This is a genomic window from Corynebacterium sp. UMB0012 (assembly GCF_030216265.1).
In the GTDB taxonomy this organism is placed as follows: domain Bacteria; phylum Actinomycetota; class Actinomycetes; order Mycobacteriales; family Mycobacteriaceae; genus Corynebacterium.
In genome coordinates this window covers 1-14,878 of record NZ_JASOKQ010000001.1, presented here as the reverse complement: position 1 = coordinate 14,878, position 14,878 = coordinate 1, and the positions used below count along the sequence as shown (strand labels likewise).

Genomic DNA, 14,878 nt, shown 5'->3' with positions numbered 1-14,878 from the left:
GGCGTGCAAGAAGAATTATCACTACGCGAGCAGAAGCGCCTCGAGACTCGCCTGCGCATTGAGGATGCCGCCACGAAGCTGGTGGATGAACAATCCTTTAGCGCGGTCACGATTGAGAGGATCTGCGAAGTAGCCGGTATTTCTCGGCGCACTTTCTTCAATTATTTCGATTCCAAAGAATCCGCCGTACTGGGCGCCCCGAGCACCGAGTTTACGGAGGAGATGCGGGAATTCTTCCTCACTGAGCCAACAACCAGCATGGTAGGACTCGTCCTCCAGTTGGTCAGGCAGCATATGGAAGGCCACCACATCAACCCGACCATCCGGGACCGCCGCAAGCGCATCTCTAATGATCCTGATGCGGCCGCGGCGGCAATCAGCCGGAAGCGGGCAAAATCCATTGAGCTTATCGATCTCATTGAAGAACGCCTCACCACAGAACCGGAACTTCGCGTCCTCGATAGCTGCTCCGCAAGTACCGAGGCGATGCTCATCGCCGGCCTCGTCCGCGAGGCACTGTGGCTCGCGATGGCATCCCCCGATGCAGATTGCAGCGAAGAGCTCCATGCGCGACTCGATACTTCCCTCACGCTAATAACAGATTTTATGAAAGGAATGCGATGGTAGATACGGCCGCAAAGGCCCCTTCGCAGGGTCAGTCCCGAGCCGATAACCTCGGGCTCATTTTCTCGGCTTTGATGCTCACCATGCTGATGAGCTCTTTGGGCCAAATGATCTTCTCTTCTGCTCTTCCAACCATCGTTGGTGAGCTGGGCGGCGTCGACCACATGAGCTGGGTCATCTCCGCCTTCCTTGTCACCATGACCATCGCCATGCCCATTTCCGGCAAGCTGGGTGACATGCTGGGCCGCAAGTGGCTCTACATCGGCGGTATCGCCATCTTCGTCGTGGGCTCTACCCTCGGCGGCTTTGCTAACTCCATGACCCTGCTGATCATCGCCCGCGCTGTGCAGGGCTTTGGCGCAGGTTTTATGATGATTTCCTCCCAGTCCATCATCGCCGAGGTCACCTCCTCCCGTGAGCGCGGCAAGTTCATGGGCATCATGGGCGGCGTCTTCGGCCTGTCCTCGGTTCTCGGCCCCGTCCTCGGCGGCTGGTTCACCGACGGCCCGGGCTGGCGCTGGGGCATGTGGATGAACATCCCGCTGGGTATCCTCGCCATTATCGTGTGCACCCTCGTGCTGCACCTGCGCGTGGGTGATGCCGATATGAAGCGCTTTGACTGGCTTGGTGCTACCTTCATCGCCATCACCACCGCCTCCCTTATCCTCATGACCACCTGGGGCGGCACCGAGTACGAGTGGGGCTCTTCCATGATCCTCACCTTGGGTGCCATCACCATCATCGGCGCCATCATCACCGTCTTTGTGGAGCTGCGCGCCAAGGAACCGCTCATCCCGGTTCGCCTATTCAAGAACCGCAACATGGCCCTGACCACCCTCTCCGGCGTGGTACTTGGCCTGGCAATGTTCGGTGTTCTGGGCTACATGCCAACCTACCTGCAGATGGTGCACACCCTGACCCCAACCAAGGCGGGTCTCATGATGATTCCGATGATGGTGGGCCTTATCGGTACCTCCACTGGCGTGGGCTTTATCATCGCCCGCACCGGTCACTACAAGGTCTACCCCATCATCGGCCTGGCGATTACCGCCGGCGCCCTGTTCTGGATGTCCCACCTCTCCGTGGAGACTTCTCTAACGCAGCTAGGCTGCGAATTCCTGGTCTTCGGCATCGGTCTGGGCATGGTTATCCAGGTCCTCGTGCTCATCGTCCAGAACTCCTTCCCGCTGTCCCAGGTGGGTACGGCTACCGCGGCGAATAACTTCTTCCGCCAGATCGGTTCCGCACTGGGTGCGTCCCTGGTTGGCTCCATGTTCATCCACAATATGAAGGATGAGATGGCCACCCGCATGCCTGAGGCTTTCCAGAAGATGGGACCGGAGGGTGCCGCCTACGCGGAGAAGTTTGGCGATGCCAATGGCGGTGCCAATAGCCTCACCCCGGATTTGGTTGCCTCCTTCCCTCAGCCCATCGAGGAAGCAATCCTCAACTCCTATAATGATGGCCTGACCCCGGTCATCGCCCTGATGGTTCCGCTGGTTATCGTCGCCCTCATCCTCCTCCTGCCACTGCGCGAGGAGCGTTTGAAGGAAACGATTGACTAGTGTCACTTTCACCTGCAGAAGTACAGGCCACAAGCCGAGAGCTGCACGCCTTGCGCGATGCACTCCCGCTTGCCGACGCCCCCATTGAATCCGCCCTCGGCTATGCCCCCGGCGGCCTTCACGCGGCGTTGGAAATCCAGTCCGGCCCCATCGAGGCGTGGCGCAAGCCCGCGCGCACTGTACCCCGATCCCGCGCTTTAGCCGCTTGAGCGAGGAAATGCGCTCACAAGCTCAGCGTTGGTTTGGCACCTGGGACGTTCCTGCAGTGTAGCGTTTCCCTCGTTCTAAGGCCTCAGCAAAAAGCCCCTGCCATCGTTACCACGAGTGTGGTTCGAGCAGGGGCTTGTATGCGCTGGGGAAGCTACCGCTTCTTTTCCTCCGGCTTGGGCAAAAGCAGCTCATATACGTCGGTATCGCGCCACTGGCCCGCAAGCTCGCCGTAGGTCATCTTCGCCATATGCGAGTAGGTGCCTACTTTCACGAAGCCACGCGACTTATGCAGCCCCGCAGAACCTTCATTTTCAGGGAAAATCCATGAGTGGATGGCCCACTTGTGCAAGTCCTGGCACACCTCGATCAGGCGGTCTAGAAGTGCGCCGCCAATGCCGCGTCCTTGTGCCTCGGCTCCTAGGTAGATGGAGTCCTCCACTACTCCGTGGAAGACGGTGCGGGTAGATACCGGTGCCGCGGAAACCCACCCCAAGACCTTAGAATCATCATCTGCTTCAACGGCCACATGCACCGAAGGCATGATCTTGCCAGCTTTAAATTCTTCAAAGGTCAGGGATCGGGTCTCATAGGTAGCGTGCCCAGTATTGAGCCCCTGTTCATAAATCTCTCGCATCTGCGGGTAGTCCGCCGCGGTAAAGGGGCGGATGCGGAAATCTTTCTTCTTGTCGTCCGAAGACGTCTGCTTAGCGTTCTCGCTCATATACAACATTATTACTGGGCTATGCCCAGCTTCGCCACGCTGTACGCATAAGGATCGCCAAACGCGAACGAACTCGAACTAGTTGCCGCCTTCCAATAGGTCAGTGACGAGCTCCGCAATGGCAGAGCGCTCAGAACGCTGCAGCGTAATATGCGCAAAAAGCTCATGTCCCTTGAGCTTTTCAATCACTGCTTGGACTCCGTCGTGCCGGCCCACGCGAAGGTTGTCGCGCTGCGCCACATCATGAGTAAGAACTACTCGCGAGCCCTTCCCCAACCGGGAAAGCACAGTAAGCAAGACGTTTCGCTCCAAGGACTGCGCCTCATCCACGATGACAAAAGCATCATGCAGCGAACGACCGCGAATATGCGTCAGGGGCAAGACCTCGATGAGGCCGCGCTCGTGCACCTCTTCCATGACGTTGTCAGACACCAAGCCCTCCAAGGTGTCATAGACCGCCTGCGCCCACGGGTTCATCTTGTCCGATTCAGTGCCCGGTAAGTATCCCAGCGACTGCCCGCCAACCGCATACATCGGGCGAAAGACCACAATGCGCCGGTGCTCCCCGCGCTCGAGCACCGCCTCCAAACCGGCGCACAGCGCAAGTGCCGACTTGCCGGTGCCGGCGCGGCCACCGATAGAGACAATTCCTACGTTTGGGTCCATCAGCAAATCCAAAGCGATACGCTGCTCCGCGGAGCGTCCCTGAAGGCCAAAGGCATTGATATCACCACGTACAAGCTCGACCACGCCATCAGCACTCATGCGACCCAGCGCGGATTGCGCACCCGCCGCCAAGGTCAAGCCGCAATGCACCGGCAGATCCTCCACGGCGGTACCCTTGTCAGTTTCGACGCCGTCTAGCATGACTTCCCCATCACGATAGAGGGCATCGATGACATCCGAGCTAGTTTGCACCGTCGCCATTCCGGTATAGCCGGTCAAGACTACGTCCTGGGCGTGGTACTCATCCGCTTGCACGCCTACCGCACCGGCCTTCACACGCAGCGGCACGTCCTTCGTGACCAGCACGGTGTCCTTCCCTTCGTGCGCAAGGTTGAGAGCGCACGCCAAGATGCGGTGGTCGCCTTCTGGCCCGCGGAACGCGGTAGGCAGCAAGGATTGGTCTTGATGGTTCAATTCCACGCGCAGGGTGCCGCCATCCACGTTGACGGGAACCGGCTGGTCTAAGGCCTCATAGGTAGCGCGCAGCTCCTCCAAAAAGCGAAGAGCTTGGCGGGCGAACCAGCCAAGCTCCGGGTGATGACGTTTTCCTTCTAGTTCAGAAATAACTACAACGGGAAGGACCACATCGTGTTCTGCAAATTTGCGCAGGGCCCAAGGGTCAGACAGCAAGACCGAAGTATCCACTACATAGGTCTTGGTAGCGACGGTGTTAGCAGTAGCGGCAAGCGGAGTAGAAAGTACAGAGGGACGAGACATGATGGCAGGGTTCTCCCTTAGTGTGCGGTAGATCAGACTTCTTCCGAATCACCCCGAATCCCCGGGGTTGCCACCCAAAGTAGGCACCGAAGGTTGAAATTACATGGGTGCAAGATGAACATTAAGAAAACGAAAAATCCCTCCGCAGCACATGCTGCAGAGGGAGGAGCTCTAAAGGACCTTTTTACTTCTCTACGGAAGAGGTGAACTTGCCGCTCTCGTCCTGGATCCAGGAGATTACGCCATCGTCGAACTGCTGGGTCCAGCCCTTGCCCTGAGCAGCCTTTTCCTCAGCAGCCTTAGGCAGGCCTACCTCAGAGTCCAGGCCGCCCTGCTCCTTCCAGGTTTCAGCAATCTTGCCGACGATAGGCTGAGCGCCCTCATCGTCGTCGAAGGTCAGCAGGTTGCCGTTATCGAAGTTAGCGAGGAACTCATCATCGTCACCCTGCTCGATGCTCTTTACGTCGCCCCACTCAGCCTTCTTCTCTTCAATAGCGGAAGCGAAATCAGCCGGAACGTCTACGTCACCGTTAGCGGTAGCGATGGACTTGGTAGCGCCGTCCTTGTCGTCGGCGTCATCCTTGTCGTCGGCGTCGTCGGAAGCGTCCGCATCGTCGGCGTCATCCTTGTCGTCCGCGTCATCATTGGAAGTAGCCTCAGCAGCAGCGGAGCCAGCAGCGTCGGTAGCGTCTGCTGCTACGGAGCCGGCGGAATCCTTAGCATCGTTAGCTGCGTCCTCGGCATCGGAGCACGCTACGAGAGCAACGGACAGGGTTGCGGCTGCAAAACCACCTGCGATGCGACGGGTCATCTTCTGCATTACTGCATCATCCTTTCATCAAGAAAGTAAGTTAATTCTAAATTTATTGTTAAATCGCCCTTCATGACGAACGACGCCCACCGTAACGACGACTCCCAGCTGGTGCCACCCACCCGGACAGGAAGTAGACAGCAAACAGTAAAGGGCTACTTACGTTTGCGCTGCTTAGGGGCCTTCTTTTTCTTTTGTAACGAATTGTTAACGTTTCTCCTCGCCTGCTTCGCCTTCGCCTTTTCCCTGGCGCTGCGCCTCGGCTTCTCTTGGCGGGAGGAACGCGCCGTGCGGCCCTTAGCGACGCCCACGAAGTCCTGAATTGCCTCCCCGTCATCGTCCTTGCGCCACACCAATGCAATCTCCGTCACCGGCACGGACTCGTCCTTAAGGCTCAACGGCACCACCTGCTTTTTGCTCAGGACCTTCAACAGGGGCCGCGGCGCAATCGCGATACCCACATTGGCCGCCACTACCTGCAGAGCGTCGCGGACTGCGGGGACATCGACAAGCCCGGAATCGGCGAGGCGGTAGTTGAGGTGTTCATCGGCGACGTCGGCAAGCGCAAGCTCCTCGCCCACCTCCGCATAGACTGAGTCTTTGGGAACGGCAATGCCAGGAGCCTCTTTATAAAGTCGCACCACATGAAAGGTTTCATCCACCCGCGCATCCGGCAAGCGCGCAAGGGCTAGGTCCACCTCGCCGGCTACCAGCGGGGCTAGCGCATCGTCCGCATCAACGGTGTACAAGCCACCATGAGCAGTATTTTCCTCGAATCGGCGGAACCACTTTCCAGGTTCTGTACCGGTGGCAAAAGCTAAGCGCAGCATAGAGGACAGTCTACTGAAAGTGCTACGGTAAAAGCGTGACTGAAGAACAAAAGCAACCATCCGGCACCGCCATGCGTGCCCAAACCGCGGCGAAGAAGCTAGGCATCTACCTGCCCGCCGCGCCGGACGAGTTCCAAAATAGTGCCATTAGCCACGAAGAGCTGCGCGAATTGCAGCATAACCCACCCGAGTGGCTACAAACCTTGCGCCGCGAAGGCCCCCATCCCCGCCCCGAGGTTGCCCATAAGCTGGGCATCTCTGTTACCGCGCTCAAGAAGAACGATATGGATAAGCCGCTGACCACAGCGGAAATCAATCAGCTCCTCCAAGAGCAGCCGGAATGGCTCCAGCAGGCCCGCGCCACCATGGCGCAGGCCCGTGGCCATGAGGTGAAGGACTAGACCAGCTTCCAGTCCTCGAGGCCCTCATACAGCGGGTAGTGCTGGGCAATCTTGTCCACACGAGCACGCAGGGCCTCTACATCGGCATTCTTGCCCTGCACCAGAGCAGTACCGATAATATCTGCAACCTCGGTGAAAGCTTCGGCATCGAGGCCGCGGGTTGCTAGCGCAGAAGTACCAATGCGCAGGCCGGAGGTGACCATCGGCGGACGCGGGTCATTCGGTACGGCATTGCGGTTAACGGTAATGCCTACCTCGTGCAGCAGATCCTCTGCCTGCTGTCCATCCAATTCGGAATTGCGCAGGTCTGCCAAGACCAAGTGCACATCGGTGCCGCCGGTCAGCACGTCCACGCCAGCCGCCTTGGCATCTTCTGCGGTAAGGCGCTCTGCCAGAATGCGAGCACCCTCCAAGGTGCGCTCCTGGCGCTCCTTGAATTCCTCGGTAGCGGCAATCTTCATAGCAATGGCCTTGGCAGCGACCACGTGCATCAGCGGTCCGCCCTGCTGGCCCGGGAAGACGTTGGAATTGATCTTCTTGGCATAATCCTGCTTGGCCAAAATCATGCCGGAGCGCGGACCACCCAGGGTCTTATGCACGGTGGTGGACACGATATCCGCGTGAGGCACTGGGCTCGGGTGCAGGCCAGCAGCAACGAGGCCAGCAAAGTGGGCCATATCTACCCACAGGTAAGCGCCGACCTCATCAGCAATTTCACGGAAGGCCGCGAAATCCATGGTTCGCGGGTAGGCAGACCAGCCGCCGATAATGACCTTCGGCTTCTCCTTCAGCGCCTGCTCGCGCAGCTTATCCATGTCCACACGCATGGTCTCTGGGTCCACCTCGTAGGCGGCGACATCATAAAGCTTGCCAGAGAAGTTCAACTTCATGCCGTGGGTAAGGTGGCCGCCGTGAGCCAGGGACAGGCCCAAAATCTTGTCGCCAGGCTCAGCAATGGTGGAAAGCACCGCGGCGTTCGCCTGCGCACCCGAGTGCGGCTGAACGTTGGCGAATTCCGCACCAAAGAGTTCCTTAGCGCGGTTGCGGGCTAGGTCCTCCACGACGTCGACATGCTCGCAGCCGCCGTAGTAGCGGCGACCCGGGTAGCCCTCGGCGTACTTGTTAGTGAGCACGGAGCCCTGTGCCTGGAGCACGGCGCGAGGCACAAAGTTCTCAGAAGCGATCATTTCCAGGGTTTCGCGCTGGCGGGAAATCTCTCCCTGAATTGCGCCGAATACATCCGGATCGAGGTCGCGGAGGTCAGAGGTAAAAGAAGCCATAAAGGTGTGGTCCCCTTCTCAAAATCTTGCGGTATGGGCTGCTGCATATCTTATCGTGCCATGCAGCCTTAGGGGGCATACTTTTACCCACGGATTATGCAAGTGCGACAATAGAGCCATGGCGCGCACATTGGATTCGAGTCCCTACCTAGATTTTGACCGCGAGACCTGGCGTGAACTGCGTAAATCCATGCCTCAGGTGCTCACGGAAACCGAGGTGGAGAAACTTCGCGGCCTAGGAGACCGCATCGACCTAGACGAGGTAGCTGATGTCTACCTCCCCCTCTCCCGTCTCATCCATATGCAAGTCATGGCACGCCAGCAGCTCACCACGGCTACCGAATCCTTCTTAGGCAATCCTCCGACGCACGTTCCCTTTGTCATCGGTGTGGCCGGTTCTGTGGCAGTGGGAAAATCCACCACCGCCCGTCTCCTTCAGGTGCTGCTGCAACGCTGGGAGTCCCACCCCAAGGTGGCCCTCGTTACTACCGACGGCTTCCTCTTCCCCACCAAGACTCTCAAGGAACGCGGCCTCATGCAGCGCAAGGGATTTCCGGAATCCTATGACCGGCGCGCACTCCTCCGCTTTGTCACGGACGTAAAATCAGGAAAGCCATTTGTCAAGGCACCGCTTTATTCCCACATCACCTATGACATTGTGGACGGTGAGTACCAAGAAGTTCACCAGCCCGACATCCTCATCCTGGAAGGGCTCAACGTGCTACAAACGAGCCCCACGTTGACCGTGGCGGACCTCTTTGATTTCTCGGTCTATGTTGATGCCCGCACCGATGATATCGAGCAGTGGTATATCGACCGCTTCCTCACCCTGCGCCACACCGCTTTCCGGGAGCCTAACGCCCACTTCTCTGCCTTTGCAGACATGAACGATGAGGAAGCCCGCGCCCAAGCCCGCGAAATTTGGCAGTCCATTAACCTGCCTAACTTGGTGGAAAATATCCTGCCCACCCGTGTGCGAGCCTCCCTCGTGCTCAAAAAGGGCTCGCATCACTTGGTAGAACAGGTACGAATGCGCAAGCTCTAGAGCCTATTTGCCAAAGCGGCGCGAACGTTGGGAATAATCCCGCAAGGCGCGAAGGAAGTCCACCTTGCGGAATGCTGGCCAGTAAGTATCCGTGAACCAGATTTCGGAGTACGCGGCCTGCCACAGGAGAAAGCCCGACAGGCGTTGTTCACCAGAGGTACGGATCACCAAATCCGGGTCCGGAAGTCCCTTGGTATACAGGTGCTCCCCAATGGATTCTGCGGTGACGCGGTCCGCCATCTCCGCTGCGGTAGTTCCCTTCTCTGCTTCCGCACGCACCAAGTTCTGCACGGCGTCCACAATTTCTTGGCGCCCGCCATAGCCCACCGCCACATTGACGATGACACCCGTATTGTCCTCGGTTTCCGCCGCCGCCGTCACCATGCGCTGGCGAACATCATCCGGGAGTAGATCGAGGTGGCCGACCAAGCGCACCTGGCAGCCGACGTCGTTATGGGATAGGTGCGTGACCACGTCCGAGATGATGTCAAAGAGCAGCTCTACTTCCTGCTCGCTGCGTTTCAGGTTCTCCGTGGACAGCAAATAAATGGTGACCACTTCGATATCGGTATCGCGGCACCACGAAATCATCTCTCCGATTTTCTTCGCGCCTTGGCGGTGACCATGGCTGATATCGGTAAACCCAGCCTCACGCGCCCACCGACGATTGCCATCGGCCATGATGGCGATGTGCTTAGGCTGCGGCTTGCCCTTGATCAGGCGCGCCAGACGCGCTTCATAAGCTGGGTAGGCCAGCTGCTTGAGAGAACTCACGCTCATCAGTCTATCCGCCTAGAAAATGGACTTCTTGCGGTTATCGTAAATGCCGGCTTCCTTCATCGCCTCATCCACGGCTTCCTCATCGAACGGATCGATTCCGTGGTCCTCCGCAAACATCATGCGGCGGCGAAAGCGTGAGTAACGGCGATGGAAATTCCAGCCCGCAAACAACACCGCAACTCCCATAAGCGCCAAGATCAGCAGACCAATGGGCGAAGCTTTGCCAAATTCAGGGCCCATTGGGCCACCTTCGGCGCCCTCGGTTCCTTGGGCGAGTACAAATACGTCATGTGCGGCAAACACGAAAGAGCCATACATGCTCATGTCTTAGGCCTCCTCTTCCTCTTTGATGCCGGCAAAAAGGTCATTTTCTGGCAGGGAGGTAGAAACGCGAGTCTTCACCAGCTCAAACTCCTCGGTGGGCCAAAGGCGCTGCTGTGCCTCCACCGACGTCGCCAAGAAGGCACCCGCCGGGTCGATCTGCGTAGCGTGCGCCCGCAAAGCCTCCTCGCGATTGCTGAAGTAATCCGCGCATTCCACCTGGGTGGTTACACGCGCCATGATATCGCCAAAAGTGGTATCCCAGCGCGCCAGCATCGGTCCATAGGGGCTGGTATTCCCCTCTTCTAACAGCAAATCATGGAACATCTTCATGCGCTGGTAGACGAAACCGTGCGAGTAGTAGAGCTTCAGCGGCTCCCACGGCTTACCTAGCTCTGGGTGGTACTCGGCATCGCCCGCCTTCTCCCACGCGATCATGGAAGCCCGGTGCACCATTAGGTGGTCTGGGTGTGGGTAGCCACCATTTTCGTCATAGGTAACAATGACGTGTGGACGAAATTCGCGGATAACCTGGACGTATTCCTGCGCAACGGTGTCATCCCCCAGCAACGCAAAACAGCCCTCCGGCAGCAATTCCTCCATAGTCTTGCCTTCAACCGGGTCCGGCAATCCGGAATCAACGTGGCCCAGCCAGCGATGTTGTACGCCCAGCGCCCGCGCAGCGTTAGCCATCTCTTCCCGGCGCACCTCGCCCATCTTTTCCTTGATTCCCGGGCGATCCATGGCGGGGTTAATCACATCGCCGCGCTCGCCGCCGGTACAAGTCAGCACCAAAACCTCATTGCCTTCTGCGGCATAGCGCGCGGTGGTTGCAGCACCCTTAGATGATTCATCGTCTGGGTGCGCGTGGATAGCTAGTAGGCGAAAATCGCTCACTGAAAATCCATCCCCTTATTAATCTAGGTTCTTTGAACAGATGATTATCCTAGTAGATAATTGGAAAACAGTGGTCCTCGGCTAGAGTGGAAGCTATGACTTCCGCCGGAAAATCTCGCTCAGCCGCTCGCTACGGCTCCCGCGGCTCCTCTGAAAAGAACTCTGGTAGCTGGACTAATAGGGCGCTGGTGCTCATCTTTGTCGCCATTTTTATCGCGCTTATTTTCTTCGGATTCCGGTACTTCCAGGAAAAGGAGCGCGTGAACGCACAGGTGTCCATCGTGACCCAGGAGGTTTTGAGCGATGATTCCACCCGCGTCTGGGTCGATGTCACCCGCAATCACACCGATGAAGATGCTTATTGCATTGTCCAGGCATTTGACTACTCCAAGTCCGAAGTGGGCCGCCGCGAATTCCCTGTTCCCGCGGGCGGAAACGAAACCCAGCGCATCGCTGTCGACGTCCCGACCAACGCTCGTGCCGTAGCCGGCGGGGCCTATGGTTGTTCCGGCAATATCCCCGAATACTTGGATATGGATAACCCTGACTACGCGGAAAGCCGCTAGCCGGGTGTGCTAGGATTTGTAGCGCCTAGAACTGGGCATATGCCCGGTTCCATTTTTACTTATAGCCCCAGGGATTAGCAGGGGCTTTGACCACAATTCCTATCTACGGAAGGTTGCAGAATGGCTGAGCAGCAAAAGCAGTACATCACCCCAGAGACCAAGGCAAAGCTCGAGGCCGAGCTGCAGGAGCTCATCGACCACCGCCCAGTAGTCGCGGCTGAGATCAACGAGCGCCGTGAGGAAGGCGACCTCAAAGAGAACGCCGGTTACGACGCCGCTCGTGAGATGCAGGACCAGGAAGAGGCCCGCATTAAGCAGATTTCTGAGGTTCTTGCGAATGCCACCACCGAGCGCGGTGCTGTTCAGGAGGGCGTCGCCCACACCGGTTCCGTAGTTCACGTTTACTACAATGGTGACAAGGACGATAAGGAGACCTTCCTCATCGGTACCCGCGCCGCTGCTTCCGATAACAAGGACCTAGAAACCTATTCCGAGCAGTCCCCGCTGGGCGCTGCCATCCTTGGCGCACAAGAGGGCGAGACCCGCGAGTACACCGCTCCGAATGGCAAGACCATTTCGGTCACCATCGAATCCGCAGCGCCGTATGATTCTGCTAAGGCCGCTGCTCCACGCGAGTCCTAAACTTTTAACCACATACCACTCTGGAGAAAGAGCACATCCCCATGAAGAAGTTCTCCCGTTTCGCCGCCGCTGGCCTGGTCTTCACCGCTGGCCTCTCCCTCGCTGCTTGCCACCCACCTAACCAGCAGGATTCTGATTCCAAGGTAGAAAATGCCTCCACCTTCACCGGTGAGGCCCCGATGCAGAAGGATGCTGAAACCAGCTCTTCCGCACCCGAGACCGTTATTGAAGAGGAAGCACCTGTAGTCCAGTCCGGTGTTCCAGAAGAGCCAGCACAGCCGCACTTGAACGGCACCGCCACCGAACTGCCACAGCAGTAATATGGCTTGAAGGGCCGAGGGATTTCCTCGGCCCCTTTTTATGCTATTTTTCTGCGTCCACTTCCCGCACCCAATCCCCGATGACACCGGGTACGACAGCGGGCGGCTCCCCCAGGAGGTCGCGCTTATTCGGGTCCCTTTCGACCTGCGTGGTCACGGACTTTACGCGCTTTTTCTCACTGTCTTTGCCTCCGCGCATCCCCATCATTGGACCATAGGCTCGCGCCCCGCCGGTTGAGCGGCCTGCATTGCCGCCGCGCGCTGCCACAGCACTTTCACTGCCGCCTGTTCCAAGACCAAGGCCGCCACCCACGCCGGGCCGCATGCCCGCACCAGCACCGTTTCCTGCACCGCTGCCGAGACCAGCGCGCATGCCCGAACCGCCGCCGATTGCATTGCTATGGCCAGCGCGCACGCCTGAACCGACACCGGCGTAGGGCGCTCCGGCTCCTCGTCCAAAGTGCTGGCCCGACTGCGCTCCTCTTCTGGCACGCGCAGTATCGACGTTGCCACTTACCTTTCCTGCGGCGGATCCAATTCCGCCTCGTGGCGACTGATCGCCGAGTACGCCTCGGCCTGCATCCCCGGGCCGTCCGGCTGCCATCATCGGCGCCATCCCAGCATTGGCGGATTGCGCTGTAGCTGTCGGCGCCATCGCACCGCTGTTATTAAGCGCGCCTGAATGTGCTCCTGCGGCAACCGGGTGCGCTGTACCACCAGGAACCTGCCCCATCGCCCCGTTCGGCGCAGTTACACCCGGCATGGATGCGCCTTGGGTGGACACTTCATTTCCGCCGATGGCTATCTGGTCTCCCAGGCCAAGCTTTTCCAGCGCATTCCTGCCGCTAGTATGCATCTGCTGGTGAAAATCATTAATTTCTTGTGGGCTCATCCCCACCGCTTCTAGCCCGTCCACATTGCCATTGACGACGTCGAAGTTCCCCGGCCCCAAATCACCTCGCGCGATCGCTTCCGCAATCTTTTTTGGCCATACCACGGCATCGGTGGTGTAACGCTGCCCATCACCGTCAACTCCGGCAAGGCCCGCATCGACGCCGCCGCCTCCCGACGCCGGCGATTGTTCCATCAAAGCGTGCTGGTACGGCATTGCCTCTACCGCGAAGCGCTGCAAGTCAGGTTGCAATGCGGCCAATGCGGCCTTTTCCGCAATTTCGCGCTCGACCGGTTCTGGAATGGCCATCACTTCCATCGCCATGGCCATCGCAGTAGGCTGCATGCCCATCAGCTTGGCGTGGAATCCGGTTAGCTTCTCCCCCATTACCTTGGCATTTGCCACAAAGTGGCTTCCCGACGCCGCCACTTCCCGAATCTTTGCCGCCGCCCTCGACGTGGCTTCGCTGTCGTTCTCGCCTTCCAAAGACCCGGCTGCTTCCTGTAACCCGCTAACGATATCGTCAACTTCCGACGCCAACGAGCTCCACCGTGCATTCGCCTCCGACACATTCCATATCTGCGTCGACATGAGGTCCGTAGCCAGCTTCACAATGTCCGTACCGACATTCACCACCGGCATGGAAAACCCAAATGGGCTGTACCCCGGCTCCGGCTGGTTCATTATCGGCATCGACTCAATGCCAATATCCCCACCCGCATCCGCGATCTCCATTCCCCGACTATTCGCGTCCTCCTGCGCCTGAAATCCTCGAGCCTCCTGCCCCAAAGAATCAGAAAGCCACTCAACCTGTGCCGCAAAATTCAATAGCGATTGCTTCGCAGATCCCGGGTCACTATCCAACACACGTTCGTGAACATCGCCTACGTGATCAATTCCAGATACTGATGAAAAACTTGCATTTAGCGGGCTATTGGCATTGTTTCTTAATTCCTGTGATCTACGAAAGAGATCCCCGATGCTGCTCGTCGTTCTGCGAATACTTGAAATGCTTACGCGCATTATTCCCCCAAATTTAGCTAAGCTGTTTTATTAATGAAGCTGTAAGATTGCACCGCTCTTTAGTGGTTGACTGGGTGCCAATGTCATTTACGCCGACGATTACTGTTCCTCGTTCAGTCGAAACATATCCGTCACACTGGGTTTCTCCGAATATTTCCGATCTATAGATCTGTATTTGTTTGCCTTCCACCCCACGACTTTTATGCTGGAGTTCCTCATTCAAATTGAAAGTATCTATTGAATTCGAATCACTGGCCAGCGAAACGAGAACACCCTCCGAAAAATTTGTCCCATTCGACTCAAAGTTACAGAAAGTACTCCCCGAGTCCTTTCGGTAGTCAAGTGGACTAGGCTTCAACCCAATACCTTCTAATTTGTTACCCGCAATTTCCGTACACGGATCAAAAAGCTCGAAGCTCGGGTCTGCCGGATCGAATTCCCCCAGTGGCGGTAGGACGCCGGAAGTGTCTCCCGACCCCGTGGCGCCGGCCTCCCCCGGTTGGCCGG

General features: G+C 57.9%; 18 protein-coding genes. 8 read left to right on the top strand and 10 right to left on the bottom strand.

Features of this window, described 5'->3' with window-relative positions; genetic code table 11:
* Positions 1 to 3 precede the first annotated feature (3 nt).
* The 3 genes from QP324_RS00090 to QP324_RS00080 are packed head-to-tail and all read left to right on the top strand — an operon-like array spanning position 4 to position 2,398.
* Complete coding sequence (locus QP324_RS00090; RefSeq protein ID WP_284813758.1) at positions 4 to 627, top strand: TetR/AcrR family transcriptional regulator; 624 nt, start codon at positions 4 to 6, stop codon at positions 625 to 627.
* The gene (locus tag QP324_RS00085) at positions 621 to 2,189 is read left to right on the top strand and encodes an MDR family MFS transporter (protein ID WP_239277849.1); all 1,569 of its coding nucleotides are present in this window, start codon (positions 621 to 623) and stop codon (positions 2,187 to 2,189) included. Before QP324_RS00090 ends, QP324_RS00085 begins: the two co-directional genes overlap by 7 nt.
* Complete coding sequence (locus tag QP324_RS00080; protein ID WP_225747192.1) at positions 2,189 to 2,398, top strand: hypothetical protein; 210 nt, start codon at positions 2,189 to 2,191, stop codon at positions 2,396 to 2,398. The genes QP324_RS00085 and QP324_RS00080 overlap by 1 nt, the downstream gene beginning before the upstream one ends.
* A gap of 152 nt (positions 2,399 to 2,550) precedes the next feature.
* Here QP324_RS00080 and QP324_RS00075 read toward each other — a convergent pair whose 3' ends face one another.
* The 4 genes from QP324_RS00075 to QP324_RS00060 form a co-directional block, all read right to left on the bottom strand.
* Positions 2,551 to 3,120: a GNAT family N-acetyltransferase gene (locus QP324_RS00075; RefSeq protein ID WP_239277848.1), complete on the bottom strand. Its 570-nt coding sequence runs from the start codon at positions 3,118 to 3,120 to the stop codon at positions 2,551 to 2,553.
* Positions 3,121 to 3,198: 78 nt separating this feature from the next.
* Complete coding sequence (locus tag QP324_RS00070; RefSeq protein ID WP_198492801.1) at positions 3,199 to 4,563, bottom strand: PhoH family protein; 1,365 nt, start codon at positions 4,561 to 4,563, stop codon at positions 3,199 to 3,201.
* A gap of 184 nt (positions 4,564 to 4,747) precedes the next feature.
* Positions 4,748 to 5,383, bottom strand: a complete 636-nt coding sequence (locus QP324_RS00065; RefSeq protein WP_239277847.1) for an LGFP repeat-containing protein — start codon at positions 5,381 to 5,383, stop codon at positions 4,748 to 4,750.
* 146 nt (positions 5,384 to 5,529) lie between these two features.
* On the bottom strand, positions 5,530 to 6,204 hold the full coding sequence (locus QP324_RS00060) for a LysR family transcriptional regulator substrate-binding protein (RefSeq protein ID WP_239277846.1): 675 nt from the start codon (positions 6,202 to 6,204) through the stop codon (positions 5,530 to 5,532).
* Positions 6,205 to 6,275: 71 nt separating this feature from the next.
* Between QP324_RS00060 and QP324_RS00055 the strand changes: the two genes are divergently transcribed.
* Positions 6,276 to 6,605 (top strand): DUF5997 family protein, encoded by a 330-nt coding sequence (locus tag QP324_RS00055; RefSeq protein ID WP_023021891.1) that lies wholly within the window; start codon positions 6,276 to 6,278, stop codon positions 6,603 to 6,605.
* Here QP324_RS00055 and glyA read toward each other — a convergent pair.
* The gene (gene glyA, locus QP324_RS00050; protein ID WP_236882514.1) at positions 6,602 to 7,885 is read right to left on the bottom strand and encodes a serine hydroxymethyltransferase; all 1,284 of its coding nucleotides are present in this window, start codon (positions 7,883 to 7,885) and stop codon (positions 6,602 to 6,604) included. The two genes, QP324_RS00055 and glyA, sit on opposite strands and share 4 nt — an antisense overlap.
* A 118-nt stretch (positions 7,886 to 8,003) precedes the next feature.
* Between glyA and coaA the strand changes: the two genes are divergently transcribed.
* Positions 8,004 to 8,930, top strand: coding sequence for a type I pantothenate kinase (coaA, locus tag QP324_RS00045; protein WP_239277844.1), 927 nt, complete (start codon positions 8,004 to 8,006; stop codon positions 8,928 to 8,930).
* Between the two features lie 3 nt (positions 8,931 to 8,933).
* Here coaA and QP324_RS00040 read toward each other — a convergent pair whose 3' ends face one another.
* From QP324_RS00040 to mca, 3 genes are read right to left on the bottom strand one after another with little or no spacing between them, the layout of a single operon-like run.
* Complete coding sequence (locus QP324_RS00040; protein WP_284766380.1) at positions 8,934 to 9,710, bottom strand: isoprenyl transferase; 777 nt, start codon at positions 9,708 to 9,710, stop codon at positions 8,934 to 8,936.
* Between the two features lie 12 nt (positions 9,711 to 9,722).
* Positions 9,723 to 10,034, bottom strand: a complete 312-nt coding sequence (locus QP324_RS00035; RefSeq protein WP_284813753.1) for a hypothetical protein — start codon at positions 10,032 to 10,034, stop codon at positions 9,723 to 9,725.
* A 3-nt stretch (positions 10,035 to 10,037) separates the two neighbouring features.
* Entirely contained in the window at positions 10,038 to 10,928 is an 891-nt protein-coding gene (gene mca / locus QP324_RS00030) for a mycothiol conjugate amidase Mca (protein ID WP_284813751.1), read from the bottom strand.
* A 95-nt stretch (positions 10,929 to 11,023) separates the two neighbouring features.
* Between mca and QP324_RS00025 the strand changes: the two genes are divergently transcribed.
* The 3 genes from QP324_RS00025 (at position 11,024) to QP324_RS00015 (ending at position 12,456) form a co-directional block, all read left to right on the top strand.
* On the top strand, positions 11,024 to 11,494 hold the full coding sequence (locus tag QP324_RS00025) for a DUF4307 domain-containing protein (protein ID WP_239277841.1): 471 nt from the start codon (positions 11,024 to 11,026) through the stop codon (positions 11,492 to 11,494).
* A 120-nt stretch (positions 11,495 to 11,614) separates the two neighbouring features.
* Positions 11,615 to 12,136, top strand: coding sequence for a transcription elongation factor GreA (gene greA / locus QP324_RS00020; protein ID WP_005323614.1), 522 nt, complete (start codon positions 11,615 to 11,617; stop codon positions 12,134 to 12,136).
* A gap of 41 nt (positions 12,137 to 12,177) precedes the next feature.
* Positions 12,178 to 12,456 (top strand): thiamine biosynthesis protein X, encoded by a 279-nt coding sequence (locus tag QP324_RS00015; protein WP_284766383.1) that lies wholly within the window; start codon positions 12,178 to 12,180, stop codon positions 12,454 to 12,456.
* Positions 12,457 to 12,499: 43 nt separating this feature from the next.
* Here QP324_RS00015 and QP324_RS00010 read toward each other — a convergent pair whose 3' ends face one another.
* Complete coding sequence (locus QP324_RS00010; RefSeq protein ID WP_284813749.1) at positions 12,500 to 14,371, bottom strand: hypothetical protein; 1,872 nt, start codon at positions 14,369 to 14,371, stop codon at positions 12,500 to 12,502.
* A 13-nt stretch (positions 14,372 to 14,384) separates the two neighbouring features.
* The coding region (locus QP324_RS00005; RefSeq protein ID WP_284813748.1) for a DUF3558 family protein at positions 14,385 to 14,878 on the bottom strand (494 nt) is incomplete at its 5' end.

What these genes read in the sequence shown, in the direction of transcription:
- QP324_RS00085 (WP_239277849.1), top strand. Translation starts at nt 621, where the DNA reads ATGGTAGATACGGCCGCAAAGGCCCCTTCGCAGGGTCAGTCCCGAGCC.
- QP324_RS00075 (WP_239277848.1), bottom strand. Translation starts at nt 3,120, where the DNA reads ATGAGCGAGAACGCTAAGCAGACGTCTTCGGACGACAAGAAGAAAGAT.
- QP324_RS00070 (WP_198492801.1), bottom strand. Translation starts at nt 4,563, where the DNA reads ATGTCTCGTCCCTCTGTACTTTCTACTCCGCTTGCCGCTACTGCTAAC.
- QP324_RS00065 (WP_239277847.1), bottom strand. Translation starts at nt 5,383, where the DNA reads ATGCAGAAGATGACCCGTCGCATCGCAGGTGGTTTTGCAGCCGCAACC.
- QP324_RS00060 (WP_239277846.1), bottom strand. Translation starts at nt 6,204, where the DNA reads ATGCTGCGCTTAGCTTTTGCCACCGGTACAGAACCTGGAAAGTGGTTC.
- QP324_RS00055 (WP_023021891.1), top strand. Translation starts at nt 6,276, where the DNA reads ATGCGTGCCCAAACCGCGGCGAAGAAGCTAGGCATCTACCTGCCCGCC.
- glyA (WP_236882514.1), bottom strand. Translation starts at nt 7,885, where the DNA reads ATGGCTTCTTTTACCTCTGACCTCCGCGACCTCGATCCGGATGTATTC.
- coaA (WP_239277844.1), top strand. Translation starts at nt 8,004, where the DNA reads ATGGCGCGCACATTGGATTCGAGTCCCTACCTAGATTTTGACCGCGAG.
- QP324_RS00040 (WP_284766380.1), bottom strand. Translation starts at nt 9,710, where the DNA reads ATGAGCGTGAGTTCTCTCAAGCAGCTGGCCTACCCAGCTTATGAAGCG.
- QP324_RS00035 (WP_284813753.1), bottom strand. Translation starts at nt 10,034, where the DNA reads ATGAGCATGTATGGCTCTTTCGTGTTTGCCGCACATGACGTATTTGTA.
- QP324_RS00025 (WP_239277841.1), top strand. Translation starts at nt 11,024, where the DNA reads ATGACTTCCGCCGGAAAATCTCGCTCAGCCGCTCGCTACGGCTCCCGC.
- greA (WP_005323614.1), top strand. Translation starts at nt 11,615, where the DNA reads ATGGCTGAGCAGCAAAAGCAGTACATCACCCCAGAGACCAAGGCAAAG.
- QP324_RS00015 (WP_284766383.1), top strand. Translation starts at nt 12,178, where the DNA reads ATGAAGAAGTTCTCCCGTTTCGCCGCCGCTGGCCTGGTCTTCACCGCT.
- QP324_RS00010 (WP_284813749.1), bottom strand. Translation starts at nt 14,371, where the DNA reads ATGCGCGTAAGCATTTCAAGTATTCGCAGAACGACGAGCAGCATCGGG.